Origin of the sequence: Peribacillus sp. YIM B13472 (genome assembly GCF_042788005.1) — a bacterium.
GTDB classification, from domain to species: domain Bacteria; phylum Bacillota; class Bacilli; order Bacillales; family DSM-1321; genus Peribacillus; species Peribacillus simplex_E.
In genome coordinates this window covers 51,841-66,010 of sequence record NZ_JBHZPG010000002.1, presented here as the reverse complement: position 1 = coordinate 66,010, position 14,170 = coordinate 51,841, and the positions used below count along the sequence as shown (strand labels likewise).

Genomic DNA, 14,170 nt, shown 5'->3' with positions numbered 1-14,170 from the left:
AACCACCTAATTTGCTTGGATTATCACTATGTACCAACAGCTTTTTCGACAATTTTCACTGAAATCTGACAGGAATCTCTCTTACTTGAGCACAGAAACATTATAACATCATATTTTGTCAAATTAAGCATAAAAAATATTACAGTTTCATTTCAGTTAGACATATATCAACATCTATGTAATAATTCCAGGATTTGATTGCTTGATAAGGGATTAAATGTGAGTTGTTTCGAGGTTTTAAAGGAGGCTAAAACGTCCTGCTAGAGCAGGACGTTTCGTCTATCATTACTTATGTCCAGCAAGCCATTCAGCGACCATGCTCGCTTCCTTGCCCTGGATTATACCTTTTGGCATTCCACCTTGGCCATTCGCAATGACTTTTTCGATGTCTTCTTTCGAAAGCTTAGAACCGACCTTCGTTAAATTCGGTCCCACGCCGCCTTCAAGATTCACTGCATGACAACTTGAACATTTGTTTTCATAAATTTTAGCGGCATCACCGGCACCTGCCGTAGTCGTTTCATTATTTTCACTTGCAGGCTCTTTATCTGCAGCATCATCATTCCCACCGCATGCAGCCAAGGCCAAAGAAGTACCCAAAACTAAGGCTAACCATTTCACTTTCATTGAATTTACCCCCTCTGATTTATACCAGCACAAGAACATTATACCAATTTCATTCCAGTTTAAAACCCTCCCCGAGTACCTCCGATGCGTCCATTACAATTACAAACGCTTTAGGGTCAACGAGTTTCACCAATTGTTTCAATTTGGTGAATTCCGACTGGTCTATTACGCACATCAAAATTGGACGAGTATCATCCGTATAGCCGCCATACCCGGATATGCCTGTTACACCCCGGTCAAGCTCATGTATGATAGCATCCCTTACTTCCTTTTCTTTATTCGTGATAATTAATGACATCTTCGAACGGTTCAATCCAATTTGGACGAGGTCAATCGTCTTGCTTGTCGCATATAACCCTATTAATGCATAAAGCCCTTTTTCAATATCAAAAACGATGGCAGCACTTAAAACGATGATTCCATCAATGACAGCAACACAGGTCCCTAATGACAGATGGGTATACTTATGGAAAATCTGTGCCGCCAAATCGGTCCCCCCTGTGGAACCCTTCCCGCGAAAGACGATCCCCAGCCCAAGTCCGACCATCATCCCCCCGCAAATCGAACCAAGCAATGCATCATTCGTCCATGCATCCCAATCCTTTGTCAGAAATACCACTAAAGGCAAAAACAAGGTTCCAATCAGGCTTTTGGCTCCGAAATGTCTTCCAAGGATAATAAGCCCCGCAATGAACAAAGGGATATTAAACCCCCAAAGAACGTAGGCCGGCTCCCAACCGAGAGTTGAATCGAGAATCGTGCTAATCCCGCTGACCCCTCCGGATGCAACCTGGTTAGGAAGTAAGAATACATTAAAACCAATGGCAATTATGGCCGAACCGACAATCACCAATCCATACTCCATTAACTTTAGAATTAAAGGGTGCTTCTGCTCCAGGTATCTTTTCTTCATTTTGCATATGTCTCCTCGAACCATCATTATTATCTAGTATTGGCCGAATGAGGTAGAGCATCCCTTTTCAATCCTGTAAATGTCAGCCAGAAGATTCGTTAAAAAGGAAATCATAAAAAAGCCGGACCGGGAAACCGGTCCGACTGGCTGATCTTATAATTTTGAACGCAAGTAAGCATCAATGAACATATCGATATCCCCATCCATGACCGCTCCCAAGTTTCCGGTCTCCGCACTGGTACGGTGATCTTTAACCATGGAATACGGGTGGAAAACATAAGAACGAATTTGGCTGCCCCAGCCAATTTCCTTTTGTTCACCACGGATTTCATCCAAATCCGCTTGTTGCTGTTCAATTTCACGTTGATACAATTTGGCTTTCAGCATATTCATGGCCTGGGCCTTGTTTTTGATTTGAGATCTCTCGTTTTGGCACGTTACCACGGTGTTCGTAGGTATATGGGTGATCCGGACTGCGGAGTCCGTTGTATTGATATGCTGACCACCTGCACCACTTGCCCGGTACGTATCGATTTTCAAATCTTCCGTGCGTATTTCTATATTGATCGTCTCATCGAATTCCGGCATGACTTCACATGAAACGAATGAAGTATGGCGTCTCCCCGAGGAATCGAAAGGAGAAATCCGGACAAGACGGTGTACCCCTTTTTCCGCTTTCAAATAACCATAGGCGTTATGGCCTTTGAAAATTAAAGTGACACTCTTGATTCCAGCTTCATCACCTGGAAGGTAATCAAGGGTTTCCACTTTAAAGCCTCTTTTTTCACCCCATCTTGTATACATACGAAGCAGCATGGAACCCCAATCCTGGGACTCCGTTCCGCCTGCACCAGGATGCAGTTCAAGAATGGCATTTTTTGAGTCATATTCTTCACTTAGTAAAAGTTGAAGTTCAAAGTCATTCATCTTTTGTGAAAGAATCGTGATTTCTTCTTCCAGCTCAGCCAAAAGTTCTTGATCATTCTCCTCTTTCACTAATTCATATGTCAAATCCAGATTTTCATATGATTCATTCAGATCGGACAATTGATTGACTTGTTCTTTCAAAGCATTCGTTTCATTGATGACAGTTTGGGCTTTTTGCTGATCATTCCAAAAATCGGGATGTGTCATCTCATTTTCAAGCTGTGCGATTCGTGCCTCTTTTTCATCTAAGTCAAAGAGACCCCCTAAAGTCCGTTAATCGTTGCGCTGTCCGTTCAAGTTCATTTCTTATTTCTGCTAATTCCATTTCTCTTCACCTCATTAAGTATGTTAAAAAAAATCCCTGAAGAGGGATTCGCTTCATTACAAATAAACCTCTTCAAACTATATGCAAATATATTGCTTTATGCAAACTAAACATGAAAAGAGGCGGCAAGCTTTACACTTAACCGTCTCATAATCATTATACACCTAACTTTAGCCTAAATTGCCATGGCAATTCTTATATTTTTTACCGCTGCCGCATGGGCATAATGCGTTTCGGCCAACGTCTTCCTTTTTACGGGCAGGGGCTTTTTTCACTTTTCCCCCGTCTTCTTCCTTCGGATTGACCGCTTGTCCTTTTATGACTTCCTTACGCTCCAAATTGTTGCGGATTTCAGCCTTCATGATGTATTTGGCGACTTCATCTTCCATTGAAGCAATCATGGATTCAAACATTGCGAAACCTTCAGATTGATATTCACGTAACGGATCGATCTGGCCATAAGCACGAAGGTGGATCCCTTGGCGCAATTGTTCCATCGCATCAATATGGTCCATCCACTTACTATCGACTGCACGAAGAACGATTACTTTTTCGAATTCACGCATTTGTTCTTCAGATAGCTCTTCTTCTTTTTGGTCATAGCTTTCTTTCACTTTTGCTAAAATGAACTCAACCAATTCCGATTCATTTTTCCCTTCCAAATCAGCTACAGTGATTGAACCCTCATTGAATAGGTTACCATTCAGGTAGTCGACAAGGCCTTGTAAATTCCAGCCTTCCTCATCGCCCATTGGTGCAAACGCGACAACATTTCGCTGGATGGATGCCGTAATCATCGTTTCGACGATTTCACGTAAGTTCTCGCTTTCCATGACATCAAAACGCTGTTTATATATAATTTCCCGTTGTTGACGGAGAACATCATCATACTGCAGTAATTGCTTACGTGAATCGAAGTTATTGCCTTCGACCCGTTTCTGTGCGGATTCAACGGCCCTTGTCACCATTTTACTTTGAATTGGCTGGGAATCATCCATACCAAGGCGTGCCATCATGTTTTTCATGTTATCCGAACCGAAGCGGCGCATCAATTCATCTTCCATTGATAAATAGAATTGAGTGACCCCTGGGTCTCCCTGACGGCCGGACCGACCACGCAGCTGGTTATCTATACGCCTGCTTTCATGACGTTCCGTACCGATTACAGCAAGGCCTCCAAGCTCCTTGACACCTTCACCAAGCTTGATATCCGTACCGCGCCCTGCCATGTTCGTAGCAATCGTAACTGAGCCTTGATTACCTGCATTCAAAATGATTTCCGCTTCACGCTCATGGTTCTTGGCATTCAAAACATCGTGAGGGATTCCTTTTTTGGATAAATAGGCAGATATGACTTCAGATGTTTCGATGGCAACCGTACCGACAAGCACAGGCTGGCCCTTTGTATAACGCTCGGCGATGTCTTCCACAACAGCCTTGAATTTCCCATCAGTTGTCGCGTATATAAGGTCTGCCCTGTCATCCCTAATAATATTCCTGTTTGTCGGGATCGCAATGACATTCATATTATAAATATTGCGGAATTCCTCTTCTTCCGTTTTGGCTGTACCGGTCATACCTGAAAGTTTTTCATACATCCTGAAATAGTTCTGGAATGTAATCGTCGCAAGAGTCATGCTTTCATTTTGAATTTCAAGTCCTTCTTTCGCTTCGATCGCCTGGTGGAGACCTTCACTGTAACGGCGGCCTTTCATCAAACGGCCAGTGAATTGGTCAACGATGACTATCTCGCCTTCCTGGACCACATAATCCACATCCAAATGCATGGAAACATGCGCCTTTAACGCCTGATTGATATGATGATTCAAAGTAACGTGATTAATATCGAACAAATTATCGATATTAAACGCTTTTTCAGCTCGATTCATCCCATCTTCCGTGAGCTGAACACCTTTTGTCTTTTCATCATATGTGTAGTCCGTTTCTTTTTTTAAGGTTCTCACAAATGCATTGGCCTGGATATAAAGCTGAGCCGATTTTTGTGCGGAACCGGAAATGATCAATGGCGTTCTCGCCTCATCGATCAAAATCGAATCGACCTCATCAATGACAGCGAAGTGCAGCGGGCGCTGTACCATTTGTTCTTTATATAACACCATATTGTCACGAAGATAATCAAAACCTAACTCATTATTCGTACTGTACGTAATATCCGCATTGTACGCCGCCTGCTTTTCTTCTTTAGAATGACTGTTCAAATTCAATCCGACGGTCAAACCAAGGAAATCATACAATACACCCATCTCGGTGGCATCACGGTGTGCCAGGTATTCATTGACAGTAACGACATGTACGCCTTTACCGGTAAGCGCGTTTAAATAAACAGGCATGGTGGATGTTAAGGTTTTACCTTCCCCTGTTTTCATTTCGGAGATATTTCCATCATGAAGGGATGCCCCACCCATGATTTGAACACGGTAAGGATATAAGCCCAGAGCACGCTTTGCACCTTCACGCGCAACCGCAAAAGCCTCGACAAGCAAATCATCCACGGTTTCCCCATTTTGATAACGCTCTTTAAACTCTTCCGTTTTGGCACGCAACTGTTCATCCGATAGTGCAGCCGTCTCATCAGCGAGTGCTTCGACCTGATCGGCGATTTTTTCTAAACGTTTGATTTCTCGCTTATTCGGATCAAAAACTTTATTTAATATATTAAGCATTCAATAACGCTCCTCTATTATGGTAATGATCGTTCAATGACTAAATTCATATAAGTAAGAAGAAACACATCTTCTATTATTACTAATGCACGCTTAATTTTACCACTTCTATTCTAGAGGTACAACTTCATGTCACTTCCCTGGTATAGACCTGAATTCAATTCTTGCGAAAAACAATGGATAAATGAGGAGTAAAACTGTTAAAATAGAAGGAAGTATAAAAAATATGTTGCAAACTCCCCACTATTCCATATGCAAACGAAAATTACCCATAACCTTCCATCACTGGATGATGTGTCCTCTCTAGCGATAGCATGTCAAGGTAATCCAACCTTACAGGCGTCATGTTTTGAATGATAAGGTGGGCTACTGAAACTTAATAGCGGAAGATAAATAGAACATGTTTCGAGGTGGTATTGATGATTGGTGAACGTGTAAAAAAACTGCGAGAAGAAAAGAAAATGTCGATGACTGAACTTGCCGATAAAGCGGGTGTGGCAAAGTCTTATTTAAGTTCGCTCGAGCGGAACTTACAAACGAATCCTTCTATTCAATTTCTTGAAAAAATCTCCGCCGTACTTAACATTCCTGTTGATGCCCTGCTTTATGATGCACCAAATAAGGAAACCTTGGACACTGACTGGATGAAAATCGTTGAGGAAGCCATGAATTCGGGTGTTTCGAAACAACAATTCAGGGAATTCATCGAGTTTAATAAATGGAGAAAAGATAAAGAAGAGTAGAGTGGTAGTGCACTAGTTTACCTACATAATCCTGAAGAATACAGTTTGAATAAGCTAGACTCGCCAGAATCTCAAGGAGAAATAAACCCTATAAACAGCTAATGAATCGAACCACTGTTTATAGGGATGTTCTCAATCTTGTTCGAAACCTATTTTCCATCCTTCTCCTCAAAAGTTACCTCAAGGCTTGCCCTTTTCAAAAAAGCACTGATTTCCTCTTTTTTGAAACCCAAGCTCCTTGCTTCTGAAATCAATTTCACCCATTCTTGATCCATTGCCACATTAGCCACCTCTCCTACCTCCTAAAATACTCTTTGTATTTCAGGCAGACCAGCCATCATAGTCACAAGGACCTTAGGCCTGTGCCTTTGCGCCCTAATCTTTCAATAAGTTTGCCTTTGTCATGGTATTTATTACCAATACATTAATTGTAATCATATTATAACGGATACACACTCCATATATTGCTATTTTATGTCGGTAATCCACATAAATGCAAAAACTTTCATCCGACAAAATATTACAATATTAGGAAAATTTATAGTTATGGCAATTTATCATAAACTAATTCAATTTCGTTTTTTTGTATAGTAGTAATTATTGCTCTTCTTCATATTTCGTTGGGGTGTATTGATTCTCTCAATTATAAGTGCATCGAGGGCTTTTTGCGCAGTTAAATCCTCACCGCAGGTCAGGCAAAGCCACTTTCCATATGTTGCACTGCTAAAAGAAGACCTATGGCATGTATGGCAATTCTTTTGATACAAATTATCCAACCCCTCTGCACCTTAATCAAATTGTATTTTTATAATTATTTAGTTGTTCTTTTTAAAGAACCAACAATTCGAGAATAGTGCAAAAGTTAGAGGTATTAAAATAGGCAAAAATGCCTATTAATCTTAATAAAGAACATTTTTTGTTCTTTGAAATGAACTTTTGGATTTTTTAGAGAACAAAACAAGCAGTCGTTTTTTCCTATTCAACAGCCAACGAATTCTATCAAAAAAGCACAACCCAGAGGCTGGGTTGTGCTTTTGATCTAAGATTAATATTTAACTAGGTTCAATCAATCCATAGCGTCCATCTTTTCGGCGGTACACCACGTTTGTTGTATTAGTATCCGCATTCGTGTAAACGAAGAAACTGTGACCAAGCATATTCATTTGTAAAATCGCTTCTTCACTGTCCATCGGCTTTAAATCAAAGCGCTTATTGCGGACCACTTCAATATCATTATCGTCTTCGAATTCATCCACCACTTCGTCAACATCCGTATTGAAGGCGAATGCATCGGGTGTCGTAGAAAGATTGTTCCGGAACTTACGATTGACCTTCGTTTTATGTTTACGAATTTGGCGTTCAAGCTTATCATTGATCAAGTCAATGGCAGCATACATATCCGCATTTTCCTCTTCAGCGCGAAGAACCAAATTCTGCATGGGAATCGTCACTTCGACCTTAGATGTATTATTGTTCACTTTTAAATTCACTAACACATTTGCATCTGGTGTATTGTTAAAATACCGTTCTAACTTGCCAATTTTCTTTTCGACGTATTCTCGAATTGCTGGAGTTACCTCAATGTTTTCACCGCGTACGTTGTAATTCATAAAGTGAGTCCTCCTTAAATTAAGACTATACAGTTAGATTCTACAATACCCCTCCGGTTCCGTTTAGAAACACATCATGAAATATGTCGAAATAATGAAACAATTGTCGGAAGGTTTGGAAAGGGTTGATGTCTGCCCTAGCTTCATTATATCAAATGCTATGCTATAAAGAAAAAATTAAGCCTATATTATTTACAGAAAATTTAAAAACAATTAACATAAAGACCGTTTGGAATCCAAACGGTAGGGTAATCAATTTCTTTTATCATAAAACATGCCATCCACTGATAGACTTTCATACGGGTTCGTGTATTTATTGGATGATCGTTTCTTCTTATTTATTTCCTGGATATTCCGCTGTATCTCCTGCTTTTGAAGCTTCAGCAAGTGATCGACCTGTTGGTTGAGCAACATGACTGCACGGCCCAGCTGTTGCTCTTCACCAGTAAAAGGCGGTTTGATTTGAGAAAGAAGTCCATCTCGCTGATCAATCAGCTTTGTAACCCTTTCTATTTTATGATCCCGTTCTGTGATCGTGCGATCTTCCAGAACGGCAAGTAATTCAGCAGTCAAATCATGAAAGGTTCTAATCACCATTACACTTGACCGCTTTGGGTAAATTGTTTTTTCCGATTGATCTGAATTACTTCCTTCCAAGTATTCCGGAACTCAGTAACAAGTCCCTCCACTTCTTCCAAGGCAGCAACATCATTTTTCATATTCGCTTCGATCAGACGCCGGTTCATGAAATCATACATCCCCGGGAGAGCTTACATTAATGCTTTATAATGGCTGTTTGAAGTTCATCATGCTAGGGAAGAAAGCCATTGAAGCAGGAAATATCGAAGCGAAGAATACGAACATCATCAAGACGCAAAATATTATCCGCGAATTGATGGTGACGCTGAATATGGATACGGATGTATCCAAAGATATGATGAGTCTCAATTGCTGATTTAAACCGTTCCTCTCCTTCAGCTTTGCCACTTCATCAATCAATTCAGCTTTTAGCATTTCAAGGACTTCCGTATCTTCAGGTCCTGTCAGTTCCGTTACGGTATGGATGGAGGCAGGCTGTCCTACCGTTCCATTGGCTGCAAGAAATTCCTCGACTGCCCTTTCTCTTTCCTTACCCGTTTGACTGATGGCTTTAATATGCTTTTGTTCCGAAATCAGCAGGGCAGTAATCGCCTCGGTATCATTTGCTTTCAAAATGGCCGTTTTCCTTATCGCCAATTGATTGAAGCTTTTATGAAGCTTGATCAATTTTTCAAGCGATCCGATGATGTTCCGTGCAGACATTTTCCTGCCTCCTCCGCTCATAAATGAAGGACGGAAAATGGCTCCGTCCACTTCATTCAAGCTTTTTCATTGAAAATTCATTTCCGGTAAAAATCGATGAGACCCTTAGCCGTTGCTTGTGCATTCAATTTATAATTTCCTTTTTCAACTTGGATTTTCAATTCTTCCACTTTTGCTTGTCTTGCAGCAAGAATCGGAGATGATTGCTGCATTTCTTTTGCCGCTGAAGAAATTTCAACTTTATCCGAGGATTTGACCTTGGATTCTTTGATATTCCCCGTTTTATTGGCTTGTAGTTTATAAGGGTTAACACCTGTCATACCGACGTTATTGATTTTCATATTCCAGATCCTCTCCTTCGGTCGATTTTATAAATCCATTATGTTGATTCCTAACACATGAAAATGGCTCTGGACTGTGTTATTCTCCCTATCCTTATTATCGACAAGGATTGGATTTCTTTAATTGTTTCCTGTAATCTTTCCTTCGACACCCATTGTCGAATATTGTTCTCAATATCGAATATTTTAACAAATACCGCATCATGTTTCCATGATTTATCCTTTTTGATCTTCCTTCATGTAGTACGTATTTTTTTTATCATTTCCTTGAATTTCAGTCAGGCGCTTTTCCTCATTTTCAAATGCCTGCAAATCCGATCGCAGTGAATCGCCGCATTTGCCGCATAACCTTCCACTCTTGATGTTAGCGCCGCACCTTTCACATGGAATTCCTGGATTGGGAAACTGCGCCAGCTTTCCGGCTCTCACAAATTTAATTAATAACGTTTCTTCAACGCCGGTGTCCTTAACCACCTGCATCATGGACGCCGTTCTATTTATTTTCTTGCGAATATATGCATACACTTTATCATATTGGGCTTCTTCTTCTTTATAACAGGCATCGCATACATCCCGGAATTTCGTCATAACGAATAACGAATTACAGTTTGGACAGTTGAATACTTCCATCGAGGCCCCTCCTTCACCATCACAGCGATTATTCTTTTGTGTATATATCGAATAATCCCGGCGATACTTTAGGATGTTCATTAAAATAAGCTGTTTCACCTAGCCAGGGTGATGGATGATACTTCTTTGGCCCCAGCCGTTATCAATGCTTTCGCTGCATGTCTGAGAGTTGTGCCTGTCGTGTAAATGTCATCGATGACCAAAATTGATTTATGCTCCAGCAAATCAGATTGCATGACCTGAAAAACCTGCGGTAATGAGATTCTCTCTTGCCGTGATTTTTTTGATTGTTTTTCCGTATGGATTCTTGTCAAAGTCTCAACCGTGTGAAGCCCAATGAGATCTGCCAAAGCCTGTCCCTGGTTGAATCCCCGCTCCCTAAGACGTTCATGACTAAGCGGGATGGCCGTTACCAGGTCAAATTCCATGTCCTTTAACCTTTCTTTCAAAAAAGGGGCGAAAACCTCAGCTAATGCATAATCCCCCCGGTACTTATATTTAGCAATAATATCTTTTAAGCATTCATTATAATGAAATAGCGATATGTTATTCGACAAATAGCCTCCCCATTCCCCATCCCTTTCCCATCTTGAACAATCCAGACAGAGGTCACTGGTCATGTATTCCCTGTCCAACTCCCTTGAGCACATTGTACATGTCTCTCCGGTAATCCTTTTAAGTTTCCCCTCACATCCTTCGCAGATTGCCCTTGCCTCGGCCCGCTTAAGCAAGCTCCTCCATGTCAATGCCTGCTTCATTCCCTCATCACAAACAAGACATCTACTCATCGAGCAGCCCCCTTTTCATGGCATCTTTATTCATTATTTGTATATGGTGAACCGCCTCGACCATCGCTTTACTTTTACCGAAATGAAAAAAGGTGATCGTCCCGGCAGGATTAGCAAAGCTTCTCCCTACCCTGCCGGCAATCTGAACAAGGGCACTTTCAGAAAACACTTCATGTTCAGCACCAATCACGGCTACTTCCAACCGATCAATTGTCACGCCGCGTTCCATGATGGTCGTTGTCAGTAATCCTGGAATCATTCCATTCCTTAGTGCCATTACCTTTTCCTTTCGATCAGGGTGCCGGGAGTGGACAATCGATAATTTTGGGGACAGTCTTTTGAACAGCGGAATGGCCTGCTCCATCACTTGAATGCTTGGAAAAAACAATAGGAAGGGGATGTTCTGCTTAAGGCGTTCACTTACCCATCCGTTAATTGCGGGGGGAATCTTTTGCTGAAGAAATAGTTTTTTCCAATTGCCGCTCCACTTCATTCCAGGGACAGGAATTGGCTGACGATGATAACGGGCCGGAATTATGACGGCTTTCAATTTACCGCTTCGGTATAGCCGCTGCATCCGTTTCGAAGGTGTGGCAGTCAAGTAGATGGTCGCCGCAGAAACCTTTTTCGATTTATGAACCGCATAATGCAGCGAATCATCAATTGAGTAGGGAAACGCATCGACTTCATCAACGATGATGACATCGAAAGCTTCAATAAAACGGAAAAGCTGATGTGTCGTGGCAACGGTCAGTGGCGAAAAGCCATGTCTATCTGCACTGCCGGCATAGAGGGTCATGACGTCAATGGCGGGAAAGGCTTTTTTTAACCTTGGGGAGAGTTCGAGAACGACATCGGTCCGCGGTGTTGCCAAACAAATCCGTTTCCCGGCATGCAAGGCTGCCTCAATCGCTGAAAATAGGACCTCCGTCTTCCCTGCCCCGCATACAGCCCATACCAGGAATTCATCTTTTCCATTCACGGCTTCAACGACACAGTCGGAGGCATTTTGTTGACCTGCCGATAAAATGCCTGCCCACCTCATCACATTGTCAGGAGTCGTAAAATGAATGCCGGGCCCGGTCCACCTATAAAGCTTTGCACATTCACTGACCCGTCCCATCATGATGCATGAGCGGCAGTAAGTGCAATCTTGATTGCAAATCTTGCAAGGGAATGTATAAAACAACGTTTGATCTTTGTTTCCGCAGCGTACACAGTTATAACTGCCGTTCCCCGATTGCACGCCGCAAGTTTCCGAGACATACCCATTCTTGAGGTGCTCTGCGAGGAGTTCTTGGGAGAAGGGGATTTCGAAGGCCAAAAGGTGTTTTCCGGTGAGATGGTTCTGAAGTTCCGGGGAATAAGGGGGGGAAATGCTCATGTTTTTCAAACTGCAACCTCCACTTCTTGATAAATTACTTTCCTCCTTATCATTCGCTTTTTACTCCCGGATTCCTTTTTGCTCCATAAAAAAACGCCTTTCACTTAGTAAAGGCGTCACAACTTAAATTTCATACCAGCCCATCCCCATTGAACCTTCACCCAGATGCGTTCCGATTACTGGACCGAAGTAGCTGATGTCGAACTCGACATTTGGGAACCGGGCCTCAAGTTCGGCTTTCCAGTCTTTAGCTTCACTTTCCCGTTTTGCATGAATGATGACGGCTTTATATTTCTCGCCGCTTGCCGCGTCTTCCCCAAGTAAATCGGCAATCCGTTTCATCGCTTTTTTTCTTGTACGGATTTTTTCGAATGGGACAATGACTTTATCAACAAAATGGAGGACCGGCTTCACTTGAAGCAGACTGCCAATCAATGCTTGGGCACTGCTTAAGCGGCCGCCGCGCTGCAGATGGGATAGGTCATCTGCCATGAAGTAGGCCCTTACCGATGGTTTCATTTCTTCGAGCCTTGCCATGATTTCTTTTGCACCTTTACCATCAAGTGCCATCTTTGCCGCCTCGATCACGTAAAACCCCTGTACCATGCAGCTGATTTCCGAATCAAAGGCATGAACCCTAATTCCTTCGACCATTTCACCTGCAGATACCGCTCCTTGATACGTTCCGCTGATGCCGCTCGATAAATGAATGGAAATAACATCATCATATTCTTTTTGCAGTTCCTCGAACTTCTCGACAAACTTCCCGATTGGAGGCTGTGAAGTGGTCGGCAACTTCTCTTGCATCTTTACTTCCTCATAAAACTCATCCGCAGTTATATCAACTTCCTCCCGATAAGCTTCATTGGAAAAAATGACATTAAGCGGCATCATATGTATATGTAAACGATCACGTATTTCCCTAGGTATATATGCAGTGCTATCTGTTACGACTGCGGTTTTCATAATAGTACCATCCTTATAAAAATTTACTCTGTATCATATTCACCATTCTATCTGAAAATGCCTTTATTTGCATTAAATAGCCTTCTTCATTACCAAAAATTTGAAACCGAGAATTAGAATCGAGTCATCCAGCCCAAAAAAAATCCAGCCCTTCAGCACGCATTGCGGTATCTGAAGAGCCGGACTTATCGAACGCTTTAATTACTTCACTTCCACCCAGCCATTTTTAATAGCTAGGACAACCGCTTGTGTACGGTCATTCACATTCATCTTCTGAAGAATGTTACTCACATGGTTCTTGACTGTTTTTTCACTGATATATAGAGTTTCGCCGATGGCCCGGTTGCTTTTCCCGTCCGCTAGAAGTTGAAGCACTTCACATTCGCGTCGAGTCAATAGGTGTAGCGGCCTCCTGATTTCTATCGTATGTACGGAATCACGATCAGCACCCTCTTCAGCTGCTAAGCGGCGATATTCTTTAACTAAATTATGTGTCACCTTCGGATGAAGATATGAGCCGCCTTCAGCGACTACACGTACAGCATCAATCAACGCATCTGCGTCCATTTCTTTCAAAAGATAACCTTGTGCTCCTGTTTTCAATGCGTGCTGCACGTAGTTTTCATCATCATGAATGGAAAGGATGATGACTTTTGTTTCAGGGTAACGGTTCACGAGCATTTTTGTTGCTTCGACCCCATTCATGTTCGGCATGTTGATATCCATGATAACAACATCAGGTTTATGTGTTTCAACGAGGTCCATAGCTTCGCTTCCGTCATCACCCTCGGCAACAACATCAAAGGATGATTCAAAATCTAATATGCGCTTTACGCCTTCACGGAAAAGCTGATGGTCATCTATAATGATGATACTAGTCTTCAACGGCTTCTTCCTCCTAGTTTCTATTTAATATGTCTATTCTCAATA

At 42.0% G+C, this 14,170-nt stretch carries 14 protein-coding genes, 3 pseudogenes and 1 riboswitch; of the genes and pseudogenes, 2 read left to right on the top strand and 15 right to left on the bottom strand.

Annotated features, from left to right (window positions below; translation table 11 throughout):
- Positions 1–285: 285 nt before the first annotated feature.
- The 4 genes from cccB to secA all read right to left on the bottom strand — a co-directional run bounded on the left by cccB (position 286) and on the right by secA (position 5,476).
- Entirely contained in the window at positions 286–627 is a 342-nt protein-coding gene (gene cccB / locus ACFX4I_RS02020) for a cytochrome c551 (protein WP_076368274.1), read from the bottom strand.
- A 49-nt stretch (positions 628–676) separates the two neighbouring features.
- Positions 677–1,540 carry a YitT family protein gene (locus ACFX4I_RS02015; protein WP_377418813.1) on the bottom strand — a complete coding sequence of 288 codons (864 nt, stop codon included), beginning with the start codon at positions 1,538–1,540 and terminating at the stop codon, positions 677–679.
- A 153-nt stretch (positions 1,541–1,693) separates the two neighbouring features.
- Positions 1,694–2,792, bottom strand: a protein-coding gene (gene prfB / locus ACFX4I_RS02010) for a peptide chain release factor 2 (RefSeq protein WP_230301807.1) whose coding sequence is annotated in 2 segments (ribosomal slippage) — positions 1,694–2,728 and positions 2,730–2,792 — 1,098 coding nt in all. Because the reading frame shifts where the segments join, the coding sequence is not laid out codon by codon here.
- A gap of 170 nt (positions 2,793–2,962) precedes the next feature.
- Positions 2,963–5,476, bottom strand: a complete 2,514-nt coding sequence (secA, locus tag ACFX4I_RS02005) for a preprotein translocase subunit SecA (protein WP_230301806.1) — start codon at positions 5,474–5,476, stop codon at positions 2,963–2,965.
- Between the two features lie 419 nt (positions 5,477–5,895).
- On the opposite strand from secA, the gene ACFX4I_RS02000 reads away from it, so the two are divergent.
- On the top strand, positions 5,896–6,219 hold the full coding sequence (locus ACFX4I_RS02000) for a helix-turn-helix domain-containing protein (RefSeq protein WP_063233922.1): 324 nt from the start codon (positions 5,896–5,898) through the stop codon (positions 6,217–6,219).
- 149 nt (positions 6,220–6,368) lie between these two features.
- Here the strand turns inward: ACFX4I_RS02000 and ACFX4I_RS01995 are convergent, their stop codons facing one another.
- The 4 genes and pseudogenes from ACFX4I_RS01995 to ACFX4I_RS01980 form a co-directional block, all read right to left on the bottom strand.
- On the bottom strand, positions 6,369–6,509 hold the full coding sequence (locus ACFX4I_RS01995; RefSeq protein ID WP_230301805.1) for an anti-repressor SinI family protein: 141 nt from the start codon (positions 6,507–6,509) through the stop codon (positions 6,369–6,371).
- A gap of 31 nt (positions 6,510–6,540) precedes the next feature.
- A riboswitch (cyclic di-GMP riboswitch) is annotated at positions 6,541–6,626 on the bottom strand.
- Positions 6,627–7,271: 645 nt separating this feature from the next.
- The gene (gene hpf, locus ACFX4I_RS01990) at positions 7,272–7,829 is read right to left on the bottom strand and encodes a ribosome hibernation-promoting factor, HPF/YfiA family (RefSeq protein WP_098371577.1); all 558 of its coding nucleotides are present in this window, start codon (positions 7,827–7,829) and stop codon (positions 7,272–7,274) included.
- A gap of 252 nt (positions 7,830–8,081) precedes the next feature.
- Positions 8,082–8,426 (bottom strand): flagellar protein FliT, encoded by a 345-nt coding sequence (fliT, locus tag ACFX4I_RS01985; protein ID WP_377418810.1) that lies wholly within the window; start codon positions 8,424–8,426, stop codon positions 8,082–8,084.
- Positions 8,426–8,587: pseudogene (locus ACFX4I_RS01980) on the bottom strand (flagellar export chaperone FliS); the annotation flags it as partial. The gene fliT and the pseudogene ACFX4I_RS01980, both read right to left, overlap by 1 nt.
- Between ACFX4I_RS01980 and fliS the strand changes: the two are divergent.
- Positions 8,587–8,775 (top strand): annotated as a pseudogene (gene fliS / locus ACFX4I_RS01975) (flagellar export chaperone FliS); the annotation flags it as partial. The pseudogenes ACFX4I_RS01980 and fliS overlap by 1 nt on opposite strands.
- Positions 8,776–8,834: 59 nt before the next feature.
- On the opposite strand, the pseudogene flgN reads toward fliS, so the two are convergent.
- The 7 genes and pseudogenes from flgN to ACFX4I_RS01940 form a co-directional block, all read right to left on the bottom strand.
- A pseudogene (flgN, locus tag ACFX4I_RS01970) lies at positions 8,835–9,131 on the bottom strand (flagellar export chaperone FlgN); the annotation flags it as partial.
- 77 nt (positions 9,132–9,208) lie between these two features.
- A complete protein-coding gene (gene flgM, locus ACFX4I_RS01965) occupies positions 9,209–9,472 on the bottom strand; it encodes a flagellar biosynthesis anti-sigma factor FlgM (RefSeq protein WP_283932376.1) in 264 nt (87 codons plus the stop codon).
- Positions 9,473–9,688: 216 nt separating this feature from the next.
- Positions 9,689–10,102, bottom strand: a complete 414-nt coding sequence (locus ACFX4I_RS01960) for a TIGR03826 family flagellar region protein (protein WP_377418807.1) — start codon at positions 10,100–10,102, stop codon at positions 9,689–9,691.
- Positions 10,103–10,197: 95 nt separating this feature from the next.
- Positions 10,198–10,890, bottom strand: coding sequence for a ComFC family protein (locus ACFX4I_RS01955; RefSeq protein ID WP_377418804.1), 693 nt, complete (start codon positions 10,888–10,890; stop codon positions 10,198–10,200).
- On the bottom strand, positions 10,883–12,274 hold the full coding sequence (locus ACFX4I_RS01950) for an ATP-dependent helicase ComFA (RefSeq protein ID WP_377419140.1): 1,392 nt from the start codon (positions 12,272–12,274) through the stop codon (positions 10,883–10,885). Before ACFX4I_RS01950 ends, ACFX4I_RS01955 begins: the two co-directional genes overlap by 8 nt.
- A gap of 123 nt (positions 12,275–12,397) precedes the next feature.
- Positions 12,398–13,240 carry a DegV family protein gene (locus tag ACFX4I_RS01945; protein WP_377418801.1) on the bottom strand — a complete coding sequence of 281 codons (843 nt, stop codon included), beginning with the start codon at positions 13,238–13,240 and terminating at the stop codon, positions 12,398–12,400.
- A 201-nt stretch (positions 13,241–13,441) separates the two neighbouring features.
- Positions 13,442–14,125, bottom strand: coding sequence for a response regulator (locus ACFX4I_RS01940; protein ID WP_101223770.1), 684 nt, complete (start codon positions 14,123–14,125; stop codon positions 13,442–13,444).
- Between the last annotated feature and the right edge of the window lie 45 nt (positions 14,126–14,170).

Excerpts from the sequence above, each read along its gene's own strand:
- cccB (WP_076368274.1), bottom strand. The coding sequence starts at position 627 with ATGAAAGTGAAATGGTTAGCCTTAGTTTTGGGTACTTCTTTGGCCTTG.
- ACFX4I_RS02015 (WP_377418813.1), bottom strand. The coding sequence starts at position 1,540 with ATGAAGAAAAGATACCTGGAGCAGAAGCACCCTTTAATTCTAAAGTTA.
- secA (WP_230301806.1), bottom strand. The coding sequence starts at position 5,476 with ATGCTTAATATATTAAATAAAGTTTTTGATCCGAATAAGCGAGAAATC.
- ACFX4I_RS02000 (WP_063233922.1), top strand. The coding sequence starts at position 5,896 with ATGATTGGTGAACGTGTAAAAAAACTGCGAGAAGAAAAGAAAATGTCG.
- hpf (WP_098371577.1), bottom strand. The coding sequence starts at position 7,829 with ATGAATTACAACGTACGCGGTGAAAACATTGAGGTAACTCCAGCAATT.
- fliT (WP_377418810.1), bottom strand. The coding sequence starts at position 8,426 with ATGGTGATTAGAACCTTTCATGATTTGACTGCTGAATTACTTGCCGTT.
- flgM (WP_283932376.1), bottom strand. The coding sequence starts at position 9,472 with ATGAAAATCAATAACGTCGGTATGACAGGTGTTAACCCTTATAAACTA.
- ACFX4I_RS01960 (WP_377418807.1), bottom strand. The coding sequence starts at position 10,102 with ATGGAAGTATTCAACTGTCCAAACTGTAATTCGTTATTCGTTATGACG.
- ACFX4I_RS01955 (WP_377418804.1), bottom strand. The coding sequence starts at position 10,890 with ATGAGTAGATGTCTTGTTTGTGATGAGGGAATGAAGCAGGCATTGACA.
- ACFX4I_RS01950 (WP_377419140.1), bottom strand. The coding sequence starts at position 12,274 with ATGAGCATTTCCCCCCCTTATTCCCCGGAACTTCAGAACCATCTCACC.
- ACFX4I_RS01945 (WP_377418801.1), bottom strand. The coding sequence starts at position 13,240 with ATGAAAACCGCAGTCGTAACAGATAGCACTGCATATATACCTAGGGAA.